We start from the raw sequence: 649 nt of genomic DNA on the forward strand, positions 1-649 counted from the left end.
CGGACGAACGCGCTGCACGAGCGCCTGCGGGGACGACCGTCGGCGCCACTGGGTCCGGACGACATCCGGCTGCTGCGGGACTGGCTGGCGCTGGCGCTCGACGTGCCGACGGACGGCTTCGAACCCGACCTCGCGCCGCCCGCGCCCGACAGCGCGTCACGCCCGCGGGTGACCTTCGCCCCGGCCTTCGTCCTGCGCACCCGTGACCAGGCCGCCCTGCTGACCTACTACGAGCGGATGCTCGACGTCCTGCGGGGTGACGGACCTCCGCCGCTCGGCCTCGTCCAGCTGGTGGAGACCCTCGACGCCGCCGACCGGTTGGCCTGGCTCGAGGCAGAGGGAGCGACGAGCGGCGCCGAACTCGGTGCGGACCCGCTGCTCCCGCTCCCGGCCAGTCCCGAGCAGGCCCGGGTGCTGGAGCGGCTTCGCCACGACAACGGCGTCGTCGTCGAGGGCCCGCCCGGCACCGGCAAGACGCACACGATCGCCAACCTGGTCTGCGCCTTGCTGGCGGAGGGGCAACGGGTTCTGGTCACCAGCCAGAAGTCGCAAGCCCTGCGGGTCCTGCGGGAGAAACTGCCCCCGGACCTGCAGCGGCTGTGCGTGTCGTTCACCGATACCGAGGAGGCGCGCGACGCACCGGTCGACC

General features: G+C 73.5%; 1 protein-coding gene. It reads left to right on the forward strand.

Features of this window, described 5'->3' with window-relative positions; genetic code table 11:
- Positions 1-649 (forward strand): AAA family ATPase (locus tag AC08ON_RS11550; RefSeq protein ID WP_476616942.1); only part of this gene is annotated, 649 nt, incomplete at both ends.

This window comes from Frankia sp. CoWAU3, assembly GCF_977971855.1.